The sequence below is a fragment of the Microbacterium sp. H1-D42 genome (assembly GCF_022637555.1).
Classification (GTDB): domain Bacteria; phylum Actinomycetota; class Actinomycetes; order Actinomycetales; family Microbacteriaceae; genus Microbacterium.
Genome location: NZ_CP093342.1, coordinates 831,194 through 852,496, shown reverse-complemented (window position 1 = coordinate 852,496; position 21,303 = coordinate 831,194). Strand labels below are relative to the sequence as shown.

Annotated in this window: 28 protein-coding genes; 1 reads left to right on the top strand and 27 read right to left on the bottom strand. The window is 65.6% G+C overall.

What is annotated here, in order from left to right:
- Positions 1 to 141 precede the first annotated feature (141 nt).
- The 27 genes from rplE to MNR00_RS03860 all read right to left on the bottom strand — a co-directional run bounded on the left by rplE (position 142) and on the right by MNR00_RS03860 (position 20,572).
- Positions 142 to 732 carry a 50S ribosomal protein L5 gene (gene rplE, locus MNR00_RS03990; protein WP_241927885.1) on the bottom strand — a complete coding sequence of 197 codons (591 nt, stop codon included), beginning with the start codon at positions 730 to 732 and terminating at the stop codon, positions 142 to 144.
- Positions 732 to 1,091 carry a 50S ribosomal protein L24 gene (rplX, locus tag MNR00_RS03985; RefSeq protein WP_241927884.1) on the bottom strand — a complete coding sequence of 120 codons (360 nt, stop codon included), beginning with the start codon at positions 1,089 to 1,091 and terminating at the stop codon, positions 732 to 734. The genes rplE and rplX overlap by 1 nt, the downstream gene beginning before the upstream one ends.
- 2 nt (positions 1,092 to 1,093) lie before the next feature.
- The gene (gene rplN, locus MNR00_RS03980) at positions 1,094 to 1,462 is read right to left on the bottom strand and encodes a 50S ribosomal protein L14 (RefSeq protein WP_241927883.1); all 369 of its coding nucleotides are present in this window, start codon (positions 1,460 to 1,462) and stop codon (positions 1,094 to 1,096) included.
- Entirely contained in the window at positions 1,459 to 1,773 is a 315-nt protein-coding gene (gene rpsQ / locus MNR00_RS03975; protein ID WP_241927882.1) for a 30S ribosomal protein S17, read from the bottom strand. The genes rplN and rpsQ overlap by 4 nt, the downstream gene beginning before the upstream one ends.
- Complete coding sequence (gene rpmC / locus MNR00_RS03970; RefSeq protein WP_241927881.1) at positions 1,773 to 2,090, bottom strand: 50S ribosomal protein L29; 318 nt, start codon at positions 2,088 to 2,090, stop codon at positions 1,773 to 1,775. Before rpmC ends, rpsQ begins: the two co-directional genes overlap by 1 nt.
- The gene (gene rplP / locus MNR00_RS03965; protein ID WP_241927880.1) at positions 2,090 to 2,509 is read right to left on the bottom strand and encodes a 50S ribosomal protein L16; all 420 of its coding nucleotides are present in this window, start codon (positions 2,507 to 2,509) and stop codon (positions 2,090 to 2,092) included. Before rplP ends, rpmC begins: the two co-directional genes overlap by 1 nt.
- The gene (rpsC, locus tag MNR00_RS03960; protein ID WP_241927879.1) at positions 2,509 to 3,267 is read right to left on the bottom strand and encodes a 30S ribosomal protein S3; all 759 of its coding nucleotides are present in this window, start codon (positions 3,265 to 3,267) and stop codon (positions 2,509 to 2,511) included. The genes rplP and rpsC overlap by 1 nt, the downstream gene beginning before the upstream one ends.
- Complete coding sequence (rplV, locus tag MNR00_RS03955) at positions 3,267 to 3,668, bottom strand: 50S ribosomal protein L22 (RefSeq protein ID WP_241927878.1); 402 nt, start codon at positions 3,666 to 3,668, stop codon at positions 3,267 to 3,269. The genes rpsC and rplV overlap by 1 nt, the downstream gene beginning before the upstream one ends.
- 25 nt (positions 3,669 to 3,693) lie before the next feature.
- Positions 3,694 to 3,975 (bottom strand): 30S ribosomal protein S19, encoded by a 282-nt coding sequence (gene rpsS, locus MNR00_RS03950; RefSeq protein WP_197220002.1) that lies wholly within the window; start codon positions 3,973 to 3,975, stop codon positions 3,694 to 3,696.
- Between the two features lie 12 nt (positions 3,976 to 3,987).
- Positions 3,988 to 4,827 (bottom strand): 50S ribosomal protein L2, encoded by an 840-nt coding sequence (gene rplB, locus MNR00_RS03945; RefSeq protein WP_241927877.1) that lies wholly within the window; start codon positions 4,825 to 4,827, stop codon positions 3,988 to 3,990.
- A gap of 19 nt (positions 4,828 to 4,846) precedes the next feature.
- Entirely contained in the window at positions 4,847 to 5,167 is a 321-nt protein-coding gene (gene rplW / locus MNR00_RS03940) for a 50S ribosomal protein L23 (RefSeq protein WP_241927876.1), read from the bottom strand.
- On the bottom strand, positions 5,164 to 5,826 hold the full coding sequence (gene rplD / locus MNR00_RS03935; protein ID WP_241927875.1) for a 50S ribosomal protein L4: 663 nt from the start codon (positions 5,824 to 5,826) through the stop codon (positions 5,164 to 5,166). The genes rplW and rplD overlap by 4 nt, the downstream gene beginning before the upstream one ends.
- 2 nt (positions 5,827 to 5,828) lie before the next feature.
- Positions 5,829 to 6,488 carry a 50S ribosomal protein L3 gene (gene rplC, locus MNR00_RS03930; RefSeq protein ID WP_241927874.1) on the bottom strand — a complete coding sequence of 220 codons (660 nt, stop codon included), beginning with the start codon at positions 6,486 to 6,488 and terminating at the stop codon, positions 5,829 to 5,831.
- Positions 6,489 to 6,496: 8 nt separating this feature from the next.
- A complete protein-coding gene (gene rpsJ / locus MNR00_RS03925; RefSeq protein ID WP_017201594.1) occupies positions 6,497 to 6,805 on the bottom strand; it encodes a 30S ribosomal protein S10 in 309 nt (102 codons plus the stop codon).
- 432 nt (positions 6,806 to 7,237) lie between these two features.
- On the bottom strand, positions 7,238 to 7,450 hold the full coding sequence (locus MNR00_RS03920; protein ID WP_241927873.1) for a hypothetical protein: 213 nt from the start codon (positions 7,448 to 7,450) through the stop codon (positions 7,238 to 7,240).
- Positions 7,451 to 7,557: 107 nt separating this feature from the next.
- A complete protein-coding gene (gene tuf, locus MNR00_RS03915; protein ID WP_241927872.1) occupies positions 7,558 to 8,751 on the bottom strand; it encodes an elongation factor Tu in 1,194 nt (397 codons plus the stop codon).
- A 173-nt stretch (positions 8,752 to 8,924) separates the two neighbouring features.
- A complete protein-coding gene (gene fusA, locus MNR00_RS03910; RefSeq protein WP_277884363.1) occupies positions 8,925 to 11,039 on the bottom strand; it encodes an elongation factor G in 2,115 nt (704 codons plus the stop codon).
- 87 nt (positions 11,040 to 11,126) lie between these two features.
- On the bottom strand, positions 11,127 to 11,597 hold the full coding sequence (gene rpsG, locus MNR00_RS03905; RefSeq protein WP_017201608.1) for a 30S ribosomal protein S7: 471 nt from the start codon (positions 11,595 to 11,597) through the stop codon (positions 11,127 to 11,129).
- 5 nt (positions 11,598 to 11,602) lie between these two features.
- On the bottom strand, positions 11,603 to 11,971 hold the full coding sequence (gene rpsL / locus MNR00_RS03900; protein WP_241927871.1) for a 30S ribosomal protein S12: 369 nt from the start codon (positions 11,969 to 11,971) through the stop codon (positions 11,603 to 11,605).
- A gap of 212 nt (positions 11,972 to 12,183) precedes the next feature.
- Positions 12,184 to 12,831: a spermidine/putrescine ABC transporter substrate-binding protein gene (locus tag MNR00_RS03895; RefSeq protein WP_241927870.1), complete on the bottom strand. Its 648-nt coding sequence runs from the start codon at positions 12,829 to 12,831 to the stop codon at positions 12,184 to 12,186.
- A gap of 78 nt (positions 12,832 to 12,909) precedes the next feature.
- Positions 12,910 to 13,401: a hypothetical protein gene (locus tag MNR00_RS03890; protein WP_241927869.1), complete on the bottom strand. Its 492-nt coding sequence runs from the start codon at positions 13,399 to 13,401 to the stop codon at positions 12,910 to 12,912.
- Positions 13,402 to 13,420: 19 nt separating this feature from the next.
- Complete coding sequence (locus tag MNR00_RS03885) at positions 13,421 to 14,422, bottom strand: ABC transporter (protein ID WP_241927868.1); 1,002 nt, start codon at positions 14,420 to 14,422, stop codon at positions 13,421 to 13,423.
- Positions 14,423 to 14,584: 162 nt separating this feature from the next.
- Positions 14,585 to 14,743 (bottom strand): hypothetical protein, encoded by a 159-nt coding sequence (locus MNR00_RS03880; protein ID WP_241927867.1) that lies wholly within the window; start codon positions 14,741 to 14,743, stop codon positions 14,585 to 14,587.
- A gap of 68 nt (positions 14,744 to 14,811) precedes the next feature.
- Positions 14,812 to 16,701 (bottom strand): glycoside hydrolase family 13 protein, encoded by a 1,890-nt coding sequence (locus tag MNR00_RS03875; RefSeq protein ID WP_241927866.1) that lies wholly within the window; start codon positions 16,699 to 16,701, stop codon positions 14,812 to 14,814.
- A gap of 27 nt (positions 16,702 to 16,728) precedes the next feature.
- Positions 16,729 to 17,652 (bottom strand): sugar ABC transporter permease, encoded by a 924-nt coding sequence (locus MNR00_RS03870; protein ID WP_241927865.1) that lies wholly within the window; start codon positions 17,650 to 17,652, stop codon positions 16,729 to 16,731.
- Between the two features lies 1 nt (position 17,653).
- On the bottom strand, positions 17,654 to 19,258 hold the full coding sequence (locus tag MNR00_RS03865; protein WP_241927864.1) for an ABC transporter permease subunit: 1,605 nt from the start codon (positions 19,256 to 19,258) through the stop codon (positions 17,654 to 17,656).
- 102 nt (positions 19,259 to 19,360) lie between these two features.
- Complete coding sequence (locus MNR00_RS03860) at positions 19,361 to 20,572, bottom strand: extracellular solute-binding protein (RefSeq protein WP_241927863.1); 1,212 nt, start codon at positions 20,570 to 20,572, stop codon at positions 19,361 to 19,363.
- 177 nt (positions 20,573 to 20,749) lie between these two features.
- Between MNR00_RS03860 and MNR00_RS03855 the strand changes: the two genes are divergently transcribed.
- On the top strand, positions 20,750 to 21,238 hold the full coding sequence (locus MNR00_RS03855; RefSeq protein ID WP_241927862.1) for a YajQ family cyclic di-GMP-binding protein: 489 nt from the start codon (positions 20,750 to 20,752) through the stop codon (positions 21,236 to 21,238).
- Positions 21,239 to 21,303 lie beyond the last annotated feature (65 nt).

Here is a 21,303-nt window from a genome sequence, read left to right as displayed (position 1 = left end):
ATTTTCCTTCGTTCATGAGGTTCCGGCTGCCGTTACACGACAGACGGCCTTCTATGAGAGTTGCCCTGCTGGGCACACAATCTTCAATTGTACGGGGTGTGGGGAGGGATGCTGTTCAGCTTCCCTCCCCACACCGCCGGCTCACGCTGCGGCGTCAGCAGCCTTGAACGGGAAGCCGAGCGCGCGCAGAAGTGCGCGACCCTCGTCGTCCGTCTTGGCCGTGGTCACCACGGTGATGTCGAAGCCGCGGACGCGGTCGATCTTGTCCTGATCGATCTCGTGGAACACGCTCTGCTCCTGGAGACCGAAGGTGTAGTTGCCGTTTCCGTCGAACTGGTCGCCCGACAGGCCGCGGAAGTCGCGGATGCGGGGCAGTGCCAGGTTGACGAGACGATCCACGAACTCCCACGCGCGGTCACCACGGAGGGTGACGTGCGCGCCGATGGCCTGGCCCTCACGCAGCTTGAACTGCGCGATGGACTTGCGTGCCTTCGTGACGATCGGCTTCTGGCCAGTGATCTTGGTGAGGTCGTCGACGGCGCCATCGATCACCTTGCTGTCGCGAGCTGCCTCGCCGACACCGGTGTTCACGACGACCTTGACCAGACCGGGGATCTGCATGACGTTGGCGTAGCCGAACTGCTCCTGCAGAGCCTTCTTGATCTCGGTGTTGTACTTCTGCTTCAGGCGGGGCTGGATCTTGCCAGACTCCGCGGCAGTGGTGTCGCTCATCAGAGGTCCTTACCTGACTGCTTCGCGTAACGCACGCGGACCGTGCGCTTCACGCCGTCCTTGACCTGCTCCTCGACCCGGTGGCCGACGCGGGTCGGCTTCTTGGTCGAGGGGTCGACGACGGCGACGTTGGAAATGTGGATCGGGGCCTCGACGGTCTCGATGCCACCGGTCTTGGTGCCGCGCTGCGTCTGGCCCACACGGGTGTGGCGGGTGACGTAGTTCACGCCCTCCACGACGACGCGGTTCTGCTCGACGAGGACCTCGAGGACCTTGCCCTGCTTCCCGCGGTCGCCGCCCTTGTCCTGCTTGCGGCCGGTGATGACCTCGACGAGGTCACCCTTCTTGATGTTCGCCATGATCAAATGACCTCCGGGGCCAGCGAGACGATCTTCATGAACTTCTTGTCACGAAGCTCGCGACCGACCGGTCCGAAGATACGGGTGCCGCGGGGCTCCCCGTCGTTCTTCAGGATGACGGCGGCGTTCTCGTCGAACTTGATGTACGAGCCGTCGGGACGGCGCGTGGACTTCTTGGTGCGGACGATGACGGCCTTGACCACATCGCCCTTCTTGACGTTGCCGCCCGGGATCGCGTCCTTGACGGTCGCGACGATGGTGTCGCCCAGACCGGCGTAACGGCGGCGCGAACCACCGAGAACACGGATCGTGAGCAGCTCCTTCGCGCCGGTGTTGTCGGCGACCTTGAGGCGGGACTCCTGCTGAATCACTTGGCCTTCTCCAGAATCTCAACCAGACGCCAGCGCTTGGTGGCGCTCAGCGGCCGGGTCTCGTTGATGAGGACCAGGTCGCCGATGCCGGCGGAGTTGTTCTCGTCGTGAGCCTTGACCTTCGAGGTACGGCGGATGACCTTGCCGTACAGCGGGTGCTTCACGCGGTCTTCGACCTCGACGACGATGGTCTTGTCCATCTTGTCGCTGACGACGTATCCGCGGCGGGACTTGCGGTAGCCGCGGGCGTCGACGTCGCGGACGTCGTGCTCAGCGTGCGCGACGGCCTCTGCTGCCTTCTTCTCAGCCATTACTCGGCCTCCTCCTTGGGCGCGTCGTCAGCCGTAGCTTCCTTCTTCGCCTTCGCCTTGGACGCCTTCTTCACCGGAGCCTCGACCGGAGCGGGCGTCGCACGGATGCCCAGCTCACGCTCACGGATAACGGTGTAGAGGCGCGCGATGTCGCGCTTGACAGCGCGGATGCGGCCGTGGCTCTCCAGCTGGCCGGTGGCCGACTGGAAACGGAGGTTGAACAGCTCCTCCTTGGCCTTACGCAGCTCCTCGACGAGGCGCTGGTCTTCGAACGTGTCGAGCTCGGCAGGTGCGAGCTCCTTGGTGCCGATCGCCATTACGCGTCGCCCTCCTCGCGCTTGATGATGCGTGCCTTGAGCGGCAGCTTGTGAATGGCCCGGGTGAGGGCCTCGCGTGCGAGCTCCTCGTTCACGCCCGCGACCTCGAAGAGGACACGGCCCGGCTTGACGTTGGCGACCCACCACTCGGGCGAACCCTTACCGGAACCCATGCGGGTCTCAGCAGGCTTCTTCGTGAGCGGACGGTCGGGGTAGATGTTGATCCACACCTTTCCACCACGCTTGATGTGACGGGTCATCGCGATACGAGCGGACTCGATCTGACGGTTGGTCACATAAGCGGGGGTCAGTGCCTGGATGCCGAACTCACCGAAGGAGACCTTCGTGCCGCCGGTGGCATGACCCGAACGCTTCGGGTGGTGCTGCTTGCGGAACTTGACCTTGCGCGGGATGAGCATTATGCGGACGCTCCTTCTGCAACAGGTGCCTCGTTGCGCGGGGCACGGCGGCGGTCGCCACCACGGTCGTCACGACGAGCCTTGGGTGCGTTGGCCTGCTCGCGAGCGAGCTCCTTGGCGGTCAGGTCGCCCTTGTAGATCCAGACCTTCACGCCGATGCGGCCGAACGTGGTCTTCGCCTCGTAGAAGCCGTAGTCGATGTTCGCGCGAAGCGTGTGCAGCGGCACACGACCCTCGCGGTAGAACTCCGAGCGGCTCATCTCCGCGCCGCCGAGGCGGCCGGAGACCTGGATGCGGATGCCCTTGACCGTCGACGAGCGCTGAGCGCCCTGCAGGCCCTTGCGCATCGCGCGACGGAACGCCACACGAGCAGAGAGCTGCTCGGCGATGCCCTGCGCGACGAGCTGAGCGTCAGCCTCGGGGTTCTTGACCTCGAGGATGTTCAGCTGGATCTGCTTGCCGGTGAGCTTCTCGAGGTCGCCGCGGATGCGCTCGGCCTCGGCGCCGCGGCGGCCGATGACGATGCCAGGACGTGCGGTGTGGATGTCCACACGCACACGGTCGCGGGTGCGCTCGATCTCGATGTTCGAGACACCGGCGCGGTCGAGCTGCTTCTGCAGCAGGTTACGGATCTTGATGTCCTCGGCGACGTAGTCGGCGTAACGCTGGCCCGGCTTCGTCGAGTCCGAGAACCAGCGCGACACGTGGTCCGTGGTGATGCCGAGGCGGAAGCCGTACGGGTTTACCTTCTGTCCCATTACTTGCTCGCCTTCTTCGTCGTGGCCGACTCGGCGGGCGCGTCAGCGACCTCCGGGGTGGCCAGCACGACCGTGATGTGGCTCGTGCGCTTCTTGATCTGGAATGCACGACCCTGAGCGCGGGGCTGGAAACGCTTGAGCGTCGTGCCCTCGTCGACGTACGCGTTCTTCACGTACAGGTCCTGCTCGTCCAGGAACTCGCCGTCGCGATCGGCCTTGACCGATGCGTTGGCGATGGCAGCGTGCACGAGCTTGTAGATCGGCTCGCTGGCACCCTGGGGTGCGAACTTCAGAATGGCCAGTGCTTCCTGCGCCTGCTTGCCCTTGATGAGCGCGACGACGCGACGAGCCTTCTGAGGGGTCACGCGGATGTGTCGCACGCGTGCGATGGACTCCACCATTTCTCTCCTCCTTATCGTCCCCGCGTCAGCGGCGACGGCCCTTCTTGTCGTCCTTCTCGTGGCCGCGGAAGGTGCGGGTGGGCGCGAATTCGCCCAGCTTGTGGCCGACCATGGTCTCGGTCACGAACACGGGGATGTGCTTGCGACCGTCGTGCACGGCGATGGTGTGACCCAGCATGGCCGGGATGATCATCGATCGGCGTGACCAGGTCTTGATGACGTTCTTGGAACCGGCTTCGTTCTGACCGACCACCTTGCGAAGCAGGTGCTCGTCGACGAAGGGGCCCTTCTTAAGACTGCGTGGCATCTTCCTCTACTCCTACTTGCGCTTCTTGCCGGCGTTACGGCGGCGGACGATGTACTTGTCACTTTCCTTGTTGGCGTGACGGGTACGACCCTCAGCCTGGCCCCACGGGGACACGGGGTGACGTCCACCGGACGTCTTGCCCTCTCCACCACCGTGAGGGTGGTCGACCGGGTTCATGGCGACACCACGCACGGTCGGGCGGATGCCCTTCCAGCGATTGCGGCCGGCCTTGCCCCAGTTGATGTTCGACTGCTCGGCGTTGCCGACCTCGCCGATGGTGGCGCGGCAGCGGGCATCCACGTTGCGGATCTCGCCCGAGGGCAGACGCAGCTGAGCGTAGGGACCGTCCTTCGCGACCAGGCGCACCGAAGCGCCGGCCGAACGGGCCATCTTCGCACCGCCACCGGGACGGAGCTCGATCGCGTGGATCACCGTTCCGGTGGGGATGTTCTTCAGCGGCAGGTTGTTGCCCGGCTTGATGTCAGCCGATGCACCAGACTCGACGACGTCGCCCTGCTTCAGCTTGTTCGGCGCGATGATGTAGCGCTTCTCGCCGTCGAAGTAGTGCAGCAGCGCGATGCGCGCGGTGCGGTTGGGGTCGTACTCGATGTGAGCGACCTTGGCGTTGATGCCGTCCTTGTCATTGCGACGGAAGTCGATGACGCGGTACTGGCGCTTGTGCCCACCGCCGATGTGGCGGGTGGTGATGCGGCCCTGGTTGTTGCGACCACCGGTCTTCGAGAGCGGACGCAGCAGCGACTTCTCCGGCGTCGATCGAGTGATCTCGGCGAAGTCTGCCACCGACGAGCCGCGGCGACCCGGGGTCGTGGGCTTGTACTTGCGAATAGCCATGTTTGTCCTTATCCCCCGGTCAGCCGACTGCCGTGAAGATGTCGATGGAACCCGACTTCAGCGAGACGATGGCGCGCTTGGTGTCCTTGCGCTTACCGGTGCCGAAGCGGGTGCGGCGGGCCTTGCCGACGCGGTTGATCGTGTTGACCGAAGCCACCTTGACACCGAAGATCTTCTCGATGGCGAGCTTGATCTCGGTCTTCGAAGCGCGCGGGTCGACGAGGAAGGTGTACTTACCCTCATCGATCAGGCCGTAGCTCTTCTCAGAGACGACCGGTCCCAGGATGATGTCGCGCGGGTCCTTGTTCAGGGCCGTTGCGAGGGGGTTCTGCTCGCTCATGCCGAGACCTCCGCGGTTGCGCCGGTCTTCGAGGCGATGAAGCCTTCGAGCGCGGCCTTGGTGAAGACGATGTCGTCAGAGACGATGACGTCGTAGGCGTTCAGCTGGTCGAAGCTGAGGACGTGCACGTTCGCGAGGTTGCGGACGCTCTTCACGGTCAGCTCGTCATCGCGCTCGATGACGACCAGCACGTTCTTCGACGGAGCAACCGCGGCGATGAAGCCAGCGGCAGCCTTGGTCGAAGGGGCGCTGTCGGCGACGAAGGCCTCGACTGCGTGCAGACGCTCGCCGCGGAAGCGGTCGCTCAGCGCACCCAGCAGGGCGGCGGCGATCATCTTCTTGGGAGTGCGCTGCGAGTAGTCGCGCGGCTTCGGGCCGTGGACGATGCCACCACCGGTCATGTGCGGTGCACGGATCGAGCCCTGACGGGCGTTACCCGTGCCCTTCTGCTTGAAGGGCTTGCGGCCGGCACCGGAGACCTCACCACGACGCTTGGTCGAGTGAGTGCCCTGACGTGCGGCAGCGAGCTGCGCGACGACGACCTGATGGATCAGCGGGACGTTGGTCTCGACGTCGAAGATCGCGGCGGGAAGCTCGATGGAGCCTGCCTTCTTGCCAGCGACCGTGAGGACGTCGAGTGCGAGAGTCGAGTCAGCCATGCTCAGGCACCCTTCACTGCGTTGCGGACGTACACGATACGACCACGCGCGCCGGGGACAGCGCCCTTGACGAGCATGAGTCCCTTCTCGACGTCGATGGCGTGCACCGTGAGGTTGAGGACGGTCACGCGCTCGCCACCCATACGGCCGGCCATGCGCATGCCCTTGAAGACACGGCTCGGGGTCGACGAAGCGCCGATCGAGCCGGGCTTGCGGTGGTTGCGGTGCGAACCGTGCGAAGCCGACACACCCTTGAAGTTGTGGCGCTTCATGACACCGGCGGTGCCCTTGCCCTTGCTGGTGCCGACGACGTCGACCAGCTGGCCCGACTCGAACACGCCGTCTGCGGTGAGCTCCTGGCCCAGCGCGTAGTCAGCGGCATCCGCGGTGCGGATCTCGGTGACGTGGCGACGCGGCGTGACGCCGGCAGCCTCGAAGTGCGCGGTCAGGGGCTTGTTCACCTTGCGGGGGTCGATCTGGCCGTACGCGATCTGCACGGCGTTGTAGCCGTCCTTCTCGGGGGTGCGGACCTGCGTGACCACGTTCGAGGCGAGCTCGATGACGGTGACGGGAATGAACTTGCCGTTCTCATCCCAGACCTGGGTCATGCCGAGCTTGGTGCCGAGCATGCCCTTGGAAATCTTGGAGTTGATGTCAACCATGGCGGACCTCAGAGCTTGATCTCGATGTTGACATCGGCGGGCAGGTCGAGACGCATCAGCGAGTCGACAGCCTTGGGCGTCGGGTCGACGATGTCGATCAGACGCTTGTGGGTGCGCATCTCGAAGTGCTCGCGGCTGTCCTTGTACTTGTGGGGCGACCGGATGACGCACACGACGTTCTTCTCGGTCGGAAGCGGCACGGGGCCGACGACGGTCGCGCCCGCGCGGGTCACGGTGTCGACGATCTTACGTGCCGACGTGTCGATGACCTCGTGGTCATACGACTTCAGGCGAATGCGGATCTTCTGTCCCGCCATTGTCTGCTCTCTCTCTATAGGCGTCGTACCGACCGGGACCGGGTGATCCTGGGGCATTGGACGCACGATGGCGCTGTTCGCGCCTCGGCACTCGAACGATCCTCGCGAACCGATCTGCTGCACCACTGTTCTGCTGTCATCCCGACCCCACCGCGCACGCACGATGAGCCTCTATGAGGAAGTGTCGGATTGTCTGTTCTGCTGCCCGCGGCCTAGAACCCTGCGCACGCCCCGAGGGGCTCGCCGTCTATGCACTGCCATGACAGTGATTCCGCGCATCACGAAGCGCGCAGAAATGTGGAACCTCACTATTCTGCCATGCCGGATTCCCGAACTGCAAACCCGGGCGTGTCGCGCGTCGAGAACTGGCGCTCGGGGCATGCAGAAGGCGGCGCGCCCGAGGGGCGCACCGCCTTCAGAAGACGTCGAGGACTACTCGTGACCGATGGAATTGTCCACGTTGTCCCGGACCTCGTCGATCTTGTCGGCAGCGCCCGGGGCCACCTTCTTCGCGAAGTCGGAGACGCCGTCGAGGATCTTGTCGCTGATCCCCTCGGCCTGCTCGCTCCCCAGCGCCTCGGAGATCTTGTCCTTGTTCTCTTCGTAGAGATCCTTGCCCTTGTTGACCATGTCGTCGATGCCCATCAGGATCCTCCCCCTGGGTAGATGGGGCGGCTGGTCCGCCCCATCCCTTTTCTACACGAAAGAGGGGCCGGACCAACAGGTCCGACCCCTCTTCAGAAAGCAGATGCTTACGCGACGACCTTGGTCACCGTGCCGGCGCCGACGGTGCGGCCACCCTCACGGATAGCGAAGCCGAGGCCCTCTTCCATGGCGATCGGCTGGATCAGCTCGACCGACATGTCGGTGGTGTCGCCGGGCATGACCATCTCGGTGCCCTCGGGCAGCGAGATGACGCCGGTGACGTCCGTGGTGCGGAAGTAGAACTGCGGGCGGTAGTTCGTGTAGAACGGGTTGTGACGGCCGCCCTCTTCCTTCGAGAGGATGTAGGCGGTGCCCTCGAAGTTCGTGTGCGGGGTGATCGAACCCGGCTTCACGATGACCTGGCCGCGCTCGACGTCCTCACGCTTGGTGCCGCGGAGCAGCAGACCACAGTTCTCGCCGGCCCATGCCTCGTCGAGCTGCTTGTGGAACATCTCGATACCGGTGACCGTGGTCTTGACGGTGGGACGCAGACCCACGATCTCGACCTCGGAGTTGATCGCCAGGGTGCCACGCTCGGCGCGGCCCGTGACGACCGTGCCACGGCCGGTGATCGTGAAGACGTCCTCGACGGGCATCAGGAACGGCTTGTCGCGGTCACGCTCGGGCTCCGGCACGCTGTCGTCGACAGCCTGCATGAGCTCGAGGATCGCGTCGACCCACTTCTCTTCGCCCTCGAGCGCCTTCAGCGCCGAGACCTTGACGACAGGAGCGTTGTCACCGTCGAAGCCCTGAGCCGAGAGCAGCTCGCGAACCTCGAGCTCGACGAGCTCCAGGATCTCCTCGTCGTCGACCATGTCGCTCTTGTTCAGCGCGACCAGCAGGTACGGCACGCCGACCTGCTTGGCGAGCAGCACGTGCTCACGCGTCTGAGCCATCGGGCCGTCGGTGGCGGCGACCACGAGGATCGCGCCGTCCATCTGAGCAGCACCGGTGATCATGTTCTTGACGTAGTCGGCGTGGCCGGGTGCGTCAACGTGCGCGTAGTGGCGCTTCGGGGTCTCGTACTCGATGTGCGAGATGTTGATGGTGATACCGCGCTGACGCTCCTCGGGAGCCGAGTCGATCGTCGCGAAGTCACGCTGGACGTTCGTGTCGGACGGGTACTTGTCAGCGAGCACCTTCGAGATCGCGGCAGACAGGGTGGTCTTGCCGTGGTCGACGTGACCGATCGTTCCGATGTTGACGTGCGGCTTGGTCCGCTCGAACTTGGCCTTGGCCACTGGGTCCTCCTCAGGACGTTCGTGTAGAGAAAACCGGATCACTGGATTGTGACCGGCTCCCTACGGATTTCGGTTTCTCAGTTTAGTAGAGAGTGAATGTGAAGTTGTGGTGTATCCGGATGCTGGAAGCTGCTCCCCTGGAGGGCTCAGCCCCCAGCATCCGAACGAAGGGCTTACTCGCCCTTGGTCTTCTGGATGATCTCGTCAGCCACAGCGCGGGGAACCTCAGCGTAGCTGTGGAACTCCATCGAGTAGACGGCGCGACCCGAGGTCTTCGAGCGCAGGTCGCCGATGTAGCCGAACATCTCGGACAGCGGCACCTGAGCGCGGACGACCTTGACGCCTGCGGCGTCCTCCATCGACTGGATCTGACCGCGACGCGAGTTCAGGTCACCGATGACGTCGCCCATGTACTCCTCAGGAGTACGGACCTCGACGGCCATCAGCGGCTCGAGCAGCACGGGGTTCGCACGACGTGCGGCCTCCTTGAAGCCCATCGAGCCCGCGATCTTGAACGCCATCTCCGAGGAGTCGACGTCGTGAGCAGCACCATCGACGATGGTGGCCTTGACGCCCACCATCGGGTAGCCGGCCAGGACACCGACATTCATCGCGTCCTGGAAACCAGCGTCGATCGAGCCGATGTACTCGCGCGGAATGCGACCACCGGTGACGGCGTTCACGAACTCGTAGGTCTTGTCCCCATCGAGCTCAAGGGGCTCGATGTTGAACTGGATCTTCGCGAACTGACCCGAACCACCGGTCTGCTTCTTGTGCGTGTAGTCGTGCTTCTCGACGAGCTTCTTGATCGTCTCGCGGTACGCCACCTGCGGCTTGCCGACGTTCGCCTCGACGTTGAACTCGCGCTTCATGCGGTCCACGAGGATGTCGAGGTGCAGCTCGCCCATGCCCTTGATGGTCGTCTGACCGGTCTCGGGGTTGAGCTCGGTGCGGAAGGTCGGGTCCTCTTCAGCGAGCTTCTGGATGGCGACACCCAGCTTCTCCTGGTCGGCCTTGGTCTTCGGCTCGATGGCGACCTCGATGACGGGCTCGGGGAACGTCATCGACTCGAGGACGACAGGCGCCGCCGGGTCGGTGAGGGTGTCACCCGTGGTGGTGTCCTTCAGGCCGATGACCGCGTAGATGTTGCCTGCGGTGACCGAGGGAACCGGGATCTCCTTGTTGGCGTGCATCTGGAAGATCTTCCCGATGCGCTCCTTCTTGCCCTTGGTCGAGTTGATGACCGCAGAGCCGGAGTCGAGGTGGCCCGAGTAGACGCGCACGTAGGTGAGGCGACCGAAGAACGGGTGCACTGCAACCTTGAACGCGAGTGCCGCGAACGGGTCGTTGGCGTCGGGGTGACGCTCGATGATCGTGTCGTAGTCCTTCGGGTCGTGCGCCTCGATCGAACCCACGTCGAGCGGGTTCGGGAGGTAGTCGACGACCGCGTCGAGCATCGGCTGGACGCCACGGTTCTTGAACGCAGAGCCGCACAGCACCGGGTAGACCTCGGAGGCGACCGTCAGCTTGCGGATCGCGCCCTTGATCTCGGCGAGCGTGAGCTCCTCGCCACCGAAGAACTTCTCGAGCAGCGCGTCGTCGGTCTCGGCGACCGTCTCCAGCAGCAGCTGGCGGTACTCGGCAGCCTTCTCCTGAAGGTCAGCGGGGATCTCCTGCACCTCGTACGAGGCACCCATCGTGACGTCACCCTTGGAGTCACCGGCCCAGACCAGCGCACGCATCTCGACCAGGTCGACGACGCCGATGAAGTCGCTCTCAGCACCGATCGGGAGCTGGAGCACGAGGGGCTTCGCACCAAGGCGGTTGATGATCGTGTCGACCGTGAAGTAGAAGTCCGCGCCGAGCTTGTCCATCTTGTTGACGAAGCAGATGCGGGGGACGTTGTACTTGTCGGCCTGGCGCCAGACGGTCTCGGACTGGGGCTCGACGCCCTCCTTGCCGTCGAACACGGCGACAGCGCCATCGAGGACGCGAAGCGAGCGCTCCACCTCGACGGTGAAGTCCACGTGACCGGGCGTGTCGATGATGTTGATCTGGTTCTTGTTCCAGAAGCAGGTCACGGCGGCAGACGTGATCGTGATGCCGCGCTCCTTCTCCTGCTCCATCCAGTCGGTGGTCGAGGCGCCATCGTGCGTCTCGCCGAGCTTGTGGTTGACGCCCGTGTAGAACAGGATGCGCTCGGTCGTCGTCGTCTTGCCGGCATCGATGTGCGCCATGATGCCGATATTGCGGACCTTGCTCAGGTCGGTGAGCACGTCTTGTGCCACAGGAGTGTCCTTATCTGTTCGCGCAGTCGTACTGCGAAGAATGGGGTGCCCGCCCCTGACTGGTGGTCAAGGGGCGGGCGAAGCTGTTTACCAGCGGTAGTGAGCGAACGCGCGGTTCGACTCGGCCATCTTGTGGGTGTCCTCGCGGCGCTTGACCGCGGCACCAAGGCCGTTCGACGCGTCGAGGATCTCGTTCTGCAGACGCTCGGTCATCGTCTTCTCACGACGGCCCTTCGCGTAGCTGACGAGCCAGCGCAGCGCGAGCGTGTTCGCGCGGTGAGGCTTGACCTCGACCGGAACCTGGTAGGTCGAGCCACCGACGCGGCGGCTGCGGACCTCGAGGGTGGGGCGCACGTTGTCGAGCGCCTTCTTGAGCGTGGCGACGGCATCCTGACCGTTCTTCGCCTCGACACCGCGGAGGGCGCCGTAGACGATCGACTCGGCCAGCGACTTCTTGCCGTCGACGAGGATCTTGTTCACCAGCGAGGTGACGATCGGCGCGCCGTATACGGGGTCGTTGACGACTGGGCGCTTGGGGGCGGGACCCTTACGAGGCATCTAACTCAACCCTTCTTCGCGCCGTAGCGGGAGCGACCCTGCTTACGGTTCTTGACAGCCTGGGTGTCGAGTGCACCACGGACGATCTTGTAACGGACACCGGGAAGGTCCTTGACACGACCGCCGCGCACGAGCACCAGCGAGTGCTCCTGCAGGTTGTGTCCCTCACCGGGGATGTAGGCGGTGACCTCGGTGCCGTTGCGCAGCTTCACGCGGGCGACCTTGCGCATCGCCGAGTTCGGCTTCTTCGGGGTGGTGGTGTACACGCGGGTGCACACGCCGGCCTGCTGCGGGTTCGACTTCAGAGCGGGCGCCTTGGTCTTGGTGACCTTCGGCGAACGTCCCTTGCGAACCAACTGCTGAATAGTTGGCACGTTCTCTCCTCATAGTGCTGCACGGTGACAGCGTGATGGGTTTCACATCATGACCCACCGGCGCAGCGGAACCGCCGTGCCTTTGGTGTGGTGGGTATGCCGTGGAGGCGAACCGACGGTGTCGGCGCCCAGCGTGCACGCACGATCATGCGCACACCCGATCAAGTGTAATCGGTCACCCGCGTCATGGTCAAATGAGTTCGGATGCTGTGCTACGGCGTGTCTGGATCGAACGGCGAGTCCAGCGCTTCGCTGAGCTCTGCCAGCATCGCCTCGATCTGCGGTTCGACGTGCTGCGAGATGGCCGACTGCACCTCGAGCCGATGACGAAGCAGCAGCCCGCAGATCTCTCGACCGACCATGTTCGCATACTCATCTGCCAGTGCGACCTCTTGGCGCAGCGCCGCTTTCGCGTCTTCGCTCAGCGGTGGCAGCGGCGGCAGCTCGGCCGCCGCCTGGTCGGCCATTCCGGCGACCGTGAACAGGAATGGCGCCCCTGGCACTGGTTCCGGGTCCAGCGGCATCCCCTCGTACTCGGGCTCGAGACCCTCAGCGGGGCGATAGCCACGCGACCGGTTGCGGTCGGCCTGCTGGTCGAGCTCGGCCTGGAGCATCGGCAGGTTGCGCGCCGTGTACTCCGCGACTGACTGATCGATGATCACCTTGATGCGCGTGGACAGGCCGTGCTGCACGCCGTGTGGAACGTTCGCCCCGATTCCTGCTGCTGACAGGATCGGCGAGCCGAGGCAGCGGCGACACGGGGCCACCCGCCCTCGGTGCGTGGCCGGTGCCCATCGCGGCACCCAGCGCAGCCAGGCCTCCACGGCCTGGCTCACCTGGGCTTCCAGTGATCGCTCCACGAGTACCAGAGTACGGTGACCGCTGGAAAGTGGGCGCTGTCAGGGCCGAAGGCCGGCCTTCGGCATCCGATCCCGCACTCAGACGTCCTCGCCGCGTTCCCACGGCCACTTCGGCACTCCGCTGCGTGCTCGGCGCAGTGCAACGGCGATCCACCCCGCGATCAGGCCCGCAGCCAGCACCACCAGACTCGAGCCGTGCAGCACCAGCTGCGAGATCGCGGCCGTGGCATGGGCGAAGCCGGCGCCGCCGAGCAGCGCGCTGATCCAGACGGCCACGAGATGCGCGATGACGGTCACGACCGCGATGAGCAGCACCGAGCCGAAGGCCGGGCGCCGGCGGCGGAGCAGGGACGTGAGCAGTGCCGCGTAGGCGGCGATCGCCGCGACCATGCCGATCACTCCCGGCCACAGCTGGAGCCCCTCGACGGAGATGATGTCGGTGTCGGTGAAGTACGAGAGCATTCCCAGGCCGAGGATGGCGAGGGCGCCGAAGCAGACCGTGCCGACGACCGCGGCGAGAGCGACAGAGACCCCCTCGGCAGCTGGGCCGTGGGGGTCTCCGGTGCTCATGCTGTCACCGTATCCGATGTCAGCGCAGCGGGCCGGGGCCTGCCTCGAGCGTGCGCTCGTACTCGGCCTGCGCCTCGGCGTTCAGCACCTTCTTGCGTGCGCCGGCGCGTGCCGCCCATGCACCGAACCAGATGGTCAGCTCGCGGGCGAAGACGAAGGCGGCGATGGCGAGCGGCGCGAGCAGCTGCGCGTCGACGAGGTCGACAGCCTCGCTGGCAGTGATGCGCCAGAACGGCGCCTGGAACAGCTGTCCGAGGATGTGGCCGCCGTAGGTCGCAGCGGCGACGAAGATGCCCCAGATGACCCAGTGGCCCCAGCGACCGCGGTTGATGATCGCGCCGAGCAGCCAGAACGCGATGAAGAACACCGCCACCGGCACCCAGTAGGACCACATCGAGAGCGGGGCGAGGGCTGCGGCGCCGACGTTCTCGTCGGTGACCGTTCCCTGCAGCGCGCCGAAACCGAGGATCGCGCCGAGGTAGAGGATGGCGAAGGACAGCGTCGCGAGAAGACCGATCGCACCGGCCGTGGCGCGGTTGCCGAGTTCACGAGGAGGCTCCGGCGCCTGCACGAAGATCGGCTGCGGCGAGGCGGGCGGCGGTGCCACCGGCTCGGCGGGCATGATCTGCGTCTCGGCGAAGGATGCTGCGCCGGCGGCGTACGCCGTGTCGGCGACGGTGGGCGTGGCGTCGACGTGCGTGTCCGCGCTGTCGACGGTCACAGGGCCGGTGGAGGTGACGAACTCGTCTGCCGGACCGACGGCGGTGGCTGCGGCGACGGGTTCGGCGTCTGATTCCGCCTCGGCCGACTCGGCGAGGCCAGGTGTCTCGAAGGTGCCGGGGTGATCGCGCTCGGCGGCGGCGAACGCCTCCATGTCGGCATCAGCGGCATCAGCCGCACTGTCGGGGCCCGGCGTCTCAGCGCGGGCCGCAGCGGCAGCGTCAAGTCCCTCGTTGGCGCTGTCGACGACGTCATCGACGGGGTCGGACTGCTTATTCTGGGGAACCTCGGGGTCGCTCATGGTGCCGCCTCTCATGGATAGGTCCAGTGCGAGGGTAACGCTCGCGGGAACCCCGGTGCGGCAGGCGTGCCGACGTGTCGTCCGGCCCGTGCGAATTCCGGTCCTGGACAGGGCAACAGCGCCGAGCGATGACCCGGCGGAGGCCCATCGCTCGATGGCCGTTCACCCCGGTACTGTGCCGTCCAGCACGTGGCCGACGACCACCAGCAGACCGGGCCCGGCGGGAAGGGAGAGCCACAGCAGCGCACCGACGATGCCTGCGCACACGAGTCCGACGATCCAGCTGATCGCCAGATTGCGCCCTCCCACGCGAGTCGACATGCCCACACCGTACGCCCGGTGCCGCCTCGAGTGCTGCATCACGATGACGTGTCGCAGGACGCGTCCGGTCAGAGCGCGGGAGCGGTCACTCCTGGCAGCATCCATGCCGCGAATGCGGGACCGTCGGCGGCGAGCGCGACGGCGCCGTCGGATGCCACGGCGAGCGTCGCATCGCCGAACAGCGGCACGGCGGCAGCGGCTCCGGGCAGGGTGCCAGGCGGCAGCTCGGCATCCGCTCCCCCGCGGGTCGCGAGCACCAGCACGCTCTCCTCGGCGCTCTCGCGCACGAACGCAACGGTCTCGTCGTCGACGTGCAGCCAGCGCATCCCGCCGGTGCCGAGCACGGGGTGCGCGCGGCGCAGCCCCACCAGGTCGCGATACAGCTCCAGGCGCTCGGCGATCCCGACATCCGACTCAGACCCCCACGGGATCGGCGTGCGGCTGCTCTCGCCATCCACCCCATGCAGACCGAACTCGTCGCCGGCGAAGACCACCGGAAGGCCAGGGAGCGTCACGGACAGTCCGACCGCGACGGGCACCGCGCCCTCCGCCGCGTTCGTCGCGAAGCGCGCGGTGTCGTGAGTGTCGAGCGGCTGCATGTTGGCCAGGCGCACGCGCCAGGGGATGCCGGCGGTGAAGCGCACCACGGCGTCGGCGAAGTCCCGAGCCGTGTACCGCGGGATCCCGCCGATCGGCTGCGTGAAGAACCACGGCTCGGTGCGCTCCTCCCCCTCCGCCGTCAGATACGGCGCACCGGTCGGCTCGCTCAGCCATCCCCAGACCGGCCTCGTGAACGACGGGTACGTCATCGCTCCGTGCCAGCCGTCGCCCTGCAGATCGGTCGCCGCGTCATTGGTCGACTCTCCGAGCAGGATCGCATCGGGATTGATGCGCAGCATGGTCTCGCGGAACAGCCCGCGCACCTCGGCGTTCAGATCGATCGACCCTAGGCGCCCGGTCATGTTCGCCACATCGATGCGCCACCCGTCGATGCCGTACGGCGGCTTCAGCCACTTCGCGACGATCGAGTCCTCGCCCGAGACGAACCGCTCGCGCAGCTCGGCTGATGCCCAGTCGAACTTCGGCAGCGTGGGGACGCCGAGCCACGACTCATAGGTCGTGTTGCCGTCGTCGGTGAAGTAGTAGAAACCCGAGGTCTCGGCGCCTGGATTGCCGAGGGCGGCCTGGAACCATTCGTGGCTGTCGCCGGAGTGGTTGCTGGTGAGGTCACCTATGACGCGGATGCCGCGTACGTGCGCCTCGGCTATCAGACGTATGTACGCGTCATCGCCTCCGAGCAGCGGATCAACCGCGTCGAAACTCGACGCGTCGTAGCGGTGGTTGGACGCAGCTGGGAACACCGGCGTCAGGTACAGCAGGTTCACGCCGAGGGAGACCAGGTGATCGAGTCGTTCGATGATGCCGGGGATGTCACCGCCGTAGAACTGCTGCGAACGGGCGGGGTTCACCGGATCGACGGCGTCGTCCCACTGCGCGGGGATGGCCCAGTCGGGCGTCGGATGCTGGTCGGCGGCGGCTGACCGGGCGAAGCGGTCTGGGAACACCTGGTACATCACCGCTTCGTGCAGCCAGGTCGGAGGAGCCGGGTTCGCGACGAGCGCGAAGTCCTCTGAGTCGAGGGTCTCGCCCCGGTGCAGTCCGCTCTGATTCAGCCACTCCACTGCTCCGTCAGCGTGGATCAGCACGAACCGGTAGCCGTGCCGCGGGTTGCGCACGATGATGGGCGCCTGCCACCAGTCCCATCCGTCGACCGTGCCGACGCGCTCGGCATCTGTCCACTCCGGCTCGTGGTCGGGGTTGCAACGCGTGCGCACCGCGCGCAGCGGGCCGTAGCCCACCGGCACCCGCAGGCGAACGCTGACGACTTCGCCGAGCTGCGGGGCATCGTTCGACACGTGCAGCGAGGAGCCGTCGTGGTGCGGGAGGGCAACGCTCATGTCAGGAGCCTTTCACTGCTTCGCTCGTTACTTCACACTGCCGGCGGTGAGCCCGCCGACGATGTACTTCTGCAGGAACAGGAACAGGATCATCACCGGGATCGCCGCCATCACGGCGCCTGCCGAGAACGCCGACCAGTCCGCGTAGCGAGGGTTGGCGACGAGCTTGGTTAGGCCGACGACGAGCGTCTGCTGCTCCGGATCGATGAGGATGACGCTGGCGATCACGTACTCGTTGACCGTGCCGATGAACGAGAGCAGTCCGACGACCGCCAGGATCGGGGCGACCAGACGAAGGATGATCGTGAAGAAGATGCGCGCGTGGCCGGCGCCGTCGATGCGCGCCGCCTCGTCAAGCTCCTTCGGGATCGTGTTGAAGAAGCCGTACATCAGGTACGTGTTCACCCCGAGCGCGCCGCCGAGGTAGACGAGGATCAGCCCCGTATGCGTGTTCAGCCCGATCGCGGGGAACCAGTCGCCGAGGGTCGACATCAGCAGGAAGATCGCCACCACGGCGAGCAGCTGCGGGAACATCTGCACCACGACGATCGTGACCAGGCCCACCCGCCGTCCGGCGAAGCGCATGCGCGAGAAGGCATATGCCGCGCACGCCCCGATGAACACGGTCACGAGACCGGTGACCGTCGCGATGATCAGCGTGTTCAGGAACCACTTCGGGTAGGGGTTCTGCGGATCGGTGAGGATGCGCACGTAGCTGTCGATGCCGATCGCCGAGAACAGCTTGTTCGAGCCGGTCAGGGTGCCGTGCGGGTTCAGCGATGCCGAGAGCACGTACAGCAGCGGGAAGAGCGCGAAGGCGCTGACGACGATCGCGACGACGTGACGCCATCCGGTGTCGGCGAACCAGGCCCCGACGGAGCGCTTGGAGTTTCGCGGGCGGTGCACCTCGGCGACGGCGGATGCGGTGGTGGCAGCAGTTTCGGTGCTCATGTCAGTTCAGCTCCTCGAGTGCCTTGGTCTTGCGGAAGCTGACGATCGAGATCGTTGCGACCACCAGGAAGATCAGGATCGTGAACGCGGACGCCAGGCCGTAGTCGCGGTTCTGACCGGTGAAGGCCACCTTGTAGACCATCGAGATCAAGATGTCGGTGTGGCCGACGGGGATCGACACGTCACTGAAGCGAGGACCGCCGCCGGTGAGCATGTAGATGAGGTTGAAGTTGTTGAAGTTGAACGCGAACGACGAGATCAGCAGCGGCGCGACGGTCACCAGCAGCAGCGGCAGCTTGATGCGTCGGAAGATCTGCCAGGCGTTGGCGCCGTCCATCACGGCGGCCTCGTTGACGTCTTCCGGGATGCCCTGCAGCGCCCCCATGCAGACCAGGAACATGTAGGGGAAGCCGAGCCAGAGGTTCACGATCAGGATCGAGACCTTGGCGAGGGTCGGATCGGTCAGCCAGGGGATCTCGGCGCCGCCGAAGATCACCTGGTTGATGAAGCCGAAGCTCTCGTTCATCATGCCGGCCCAGACCAGTGCCGACAGGAACGCCGGGAACGCGTAGGGCAGGATCATGATGATGCGGTAGCCGTTGCGGAAGCGCATCTTGGTGTTGTTGAACACGAGTGCGAGCAGCAGGCCGAGGAAGAACGTCGACGCAACCGAGATGAGAGCGAAAGCGAAGGTCCAGATCGTCACCGAGATGAGCGGGCCGCGGATGGAGGCATCCGTGACGGCGCGGACGAAGTTGTCGAACCCGACCGTGATCCGCCAGCCCGGCATGAGCTCTGTGCCGTCCTCGGCGGTGAAGGCGCCGGTGCCGACGTCCGAGTAGACCGTGCCGGTGCGGGTGTCGGTGATGGTGTCTGCGGACTCGTCGAAGGCGAGGGTCGAGACGTAGAGGTAGCCGCTCTGCCCGTCGGGCGTGCGGATGCTGCCGTCATTGGGGTCATCGCTGAACGGCACGGACAGCTTCTCGACCTGCTCGGACTGAGCGAGCACCTGGGCGAAGGTCAGCGTCGTCCAGCCGTCGGCGGCGACGGCCTTGCCGTTGTCCATCGTCGCGTCGACGTCGGCGAGCGGCTGCTCGTTCGTGCCGACGGAGGCGTCACCGGTGTCGGGGTCGGTAACGAGAAGGCCGAGCGTGCCGAACTGCTCGACCACGGTCACAGGGAACGTCGGCGAGTCCTCGACGCGCTCCTGCGCGGAGGCGAGCAGCGACGAGATCGCCTGGTCCTTGGTGCCGTTGTGCCCCGTGCCGTAGTTGGTGAAGCCGATGTAACCGGTGTACAGCAGCGTGAACACCTGGAAGACGATGAGGAAGATGATCCCCGGCGTGAGGTACTTGGCCGGGATGCGCTTGCGCGAGAAGTAGATGTAATTGACGATCACGGTCACCGCGACGACGATGCCGAGCACCAGCCATTCCCGGTGGGTGAACAGCACGAACGCCGCATACAGCGCCACCGCGTCGACGATCGCCAGCAGGACGATCTTCAGCAGCATCCACCCGATGCTGCCGGAGGCCGCCTCGGCGATCTTCGCCGCCTGGCGCTGTCGTTTCGTGAGGGGAGCCGTCGGCTCTTCCGTCTGGGTCATCAGGGCCCCTTCGCTGTCTGTCATCGCACCGTCATCTGTCATCGCACCGCGTCGTGAGACTGCCGGGGCGGACGAGTCGTCCGCCCCGGCAGCGTCGGTGGGTTACTTGATCGCCGCGGAGACGTCGTCGACGAGCTTCTGCCACGTCGCGGTCGGGTCGGCGCCGTTGATGATGGCGGCCTCAGCCACACCCCAGAACTCCCAGACCGAGCCCATCGCCGGGATGGCCGGCATCGGAACGGCGTCGGCTCCGACGGCCTGGAAGCCCGCGATGATCGGGTCGGATGCTGCCGTGTCGGCCGCTGCGGTGAGCGCGGGCAGGATGTTGCCGGCCTTGAACAGGTCGAGCTGCACGTCCTCGGTGCCAATGTAGTTGACGAGGAAGTCGTTCGCCGCGACCTTGTTCTTCGACTCGGCGGACACGAAGAAGCCCTTCACACCGGCGAACGGCGAGGCGACCTGATCGGTCGGGCTCGGGATCGGGTCGATGGCCACGTTGATGCCTGCTTCGGTCGCCGCCGACACATTCCACGGGCCGGTCAGCCAGAAGGCTGCGGTGCCGTCGAGGAACTGCTGCTTGGCGATCTCACCGTCGATGTCGGTGTTCAGCGTGCCGGCCCTGCCCTGTGCGCTCAGCCAGTCGGCGAAGGCGAAGCCGCCCTCGCTGCCCAGCTGCAGGTCGGTGGGGTCGTAGCTGCCAGACGCGTCAGTGCCGAACACCGGGGCGCCGAACGCGGTCTGGAACGGGTACAGGTGGTACGGGTTGCCCTCGGCGCCCTGTTCGACGACGAAGGCGCCCTTCGAGATCATGTCGTCCCAGCTGGTCGCGGCTGCGGGGACCAGATCGGCGTTGCGCAGCACGGCGATGTTCTCGACGGCGTACGGGAGCATGTAGACGGTGCCGTCATAGGTCGCGGCCTGGAGCGCGACCGGAAGGTAGTCCTCGGCCGAGTCGCCGAGTTCGAGGGGAGCGACGACGCCGTTCGTCGACAGCTCGCCCAGCCAGTCGTGGGCACCCATCACGATGTCCGGCCCCTTGCCGGTCGGAACCTGCTGGATGAAGTCGTCCTTCATGTCGTCGACGGACTTGCCGACGAGCTCGACCTTGACGCCTGTCTTGTCCTGGTACGCGCCGGCCGCGCCCTTCAGCGCATCGACACGCTCCGCGTCCACCCAGACCGTCAGCGAGCCGCTGCCCTCGTCCTTGGTCGGCTTGTCCTCTCCGCCGGCGGCGGACGAGCAGCCGGCCAATGCCAGCGTGGAAACCATGGCGATCAGGCCTGCGACGGCTGCGCCCCTCTTGTTCACCTTCATTGGTGTGTGCCTCTCTCAGTGCGGGTGGCCTGCAGAACTGCAAGCGCTTACAGTATGCAATGCCATCACGGTGATGTGCAACGCTGAGATGCACTGATATCAAGCCGTGACCGACCTATTCCGGGCGCACAGGCATGAAAACGCTTTCACATTGCGTGATCTCGCTACACTGCCTGTATGGCTGACAGCTCTTTCGACATCGTCTCCAAGGTCGACCACCAGGAGGCCGAGAATGCCCTGAACCAGGCCCGCAAGGAGGTCGAGCAGCGCTATGACTTCAAGGGCACCGATGCGTCCATCGCCTGGAGCGGTGAGCAGGTGCTCATCAAGGCGAACTCCGAGGAGCGCGCCAAGGCGGTGCTCGATGTCTTCCAGACCAAGCTCATCAAGCGCGGCATCTCACTGAAGAGCCTCGAGACGGGCGACCCGTTCGCCAGCGGCAAGGAGTACCGCATCGTCTCGACGCTCAAGGACGGCATCTCCAGCGAGAACGCGAAGAAGATCGGCAAGATCATCCGCGATGAGGGCCCCAAGGGCGTGAAGAGCCAGATCCAGGGCGACGAGCTGCGCGTGCAGTCCAAGAGCCGCGACGACCTGCAGACGGTCATCGCACTGCTCAAGGGCAGCGACCTCGACATCGACCTGCAATTCGTCAACTACCGGTGACCCTCACCCGCGTCGGATGACCGACGCGGTGTCGGGACTTGACACTCCCCGACGGACTCCTAGGC